Origin of the sequence: Nocardia thailandica NBRC 100428 (assembly GCF_000308795.1) — a bacterium.
Lineage (GTDB): Bacteria > Actinomycetota > Actinomycetes > Mycobacteriales > Mycobacteriaceae > Nocardia > Nocardia thailandica.
The window spans coordinates 1-1,279 of record NZ_BAGK01000232.1; the positions used below are offsets into that span (position 1 = coordinate 1).

The 1,279-nt window shown below is 71.4% G+C and carries 1 protein-coding gene; it reads left to right on the top strand.

All coding sequences use genetic code 11. From position 1 onward, the window contains the following. The coding region (locus ON36_RS26960; protein ID WP_043659259.1) for a (Fe-S)-binding protein at positions 1–1,279 on the top strand (1,279 nt) is incomplete at both ends.

Here is a 1,279-nt window from a genome sequence, read left to right on the forward strand (position 1 = left end):
GCTGGCCACCGCGGGCACCAAGTTCATGGTCCTGGGCGCGGAGGAGACCTGCACCGGCGACTCGGCCCGCCGCGCGGGTAACGAGTTCCTGTTCCAGCAGCTGGCCGCCCAGAACATCGAGGTGATCAACGCGGTCTTCGACGGGGTCGAGCAGTCCCGCAAGAAGATCGTGGTGACCTGCGCGCACTGCTTCAACGCCCTCAACAACGAATACCCCCAGATCGGGGGCACCTACGAGGTCGTGCACCACACCCAGCTGCTCAACCGGCTGGTGCGGACCAAGAAGCTGGTGCCGGTGGCCTCGGTGACTCAGAACGTCACCTACCACGACCCCTGCTACCTGGGCCGTCACAACAAGATCTACAACGCCCCGCGTGAACTGATGGAAGCCTCGGGCTCGACCCTGGTCGAGATGCCCCGCCACGGTGAACGTTCCATGTGCTGCGGCGCCGGTGGCGCACGGATGTGGATGGAAGAACAACTCGGCAAACGCATCAACATCGACCGCGTCGACGAGGCCCTGTCCACCAGCCCCGCCAAGATCGCCACCGGCTGCCCGTTCTGCCGGGTCATGCTCACCGACGGTGTCACCGCCCGCGAGGAATCCGGCCAGGGCGAAGGCGTCGAGGTCGTCGACGTCGCCCAGCTCATGCTCGACTCCATCGACCGCGTCGAGCCGGCCACCCTGACCGAGAACCTCACCGTCATCCAGCAACCCAAACCCGAACCCGCCACCGAACCCACACCCGCCCCCGCGACCGCGACCGCGACCGAGGCGGCGGCGACGGAGGCTGCGGCAGCCCCGAAGACGGCACCGGCCGGCGGTGGGCTGGGCATGAAGGGCGCCGCCAAGGCACCCGGTGGTGGTCTGGGCATGAAGGGCGCCGCGAAGGCTCCCGGCGCCAAGGCCACCGCTCCGGCCACCGAGGCCGCTCCCGCCGCCGAGGCCCCGGCTGCTCCGGCCAAGGGCCTGGGCATGAAGGGCGCGGCGAAAGCACCCGGTGGTCTGGGCATGAAGGGTGGAGCGAAGGCTCCCGGCGCCAAGGCCGCGGCTCCGGCCGCGGACGCGACCGCCGAGGCCGCTCCCGCCGCCGAGACCCCGGCCGCTCCGGTCAAGGGCCTCGGCATGAAGGGCGGCGCCAAGGCACCCGGTGGTGGACTGGGCATGAAGGGCGGGGCCAAGGCCCCCGGCGCCAAACCCGCCGCCGCGGCACCGGCTCCGGCCACTGACGCGGCACCGGCCACCGAGGCTCCCGCCGCCGACGCACCGGCCGAGTCG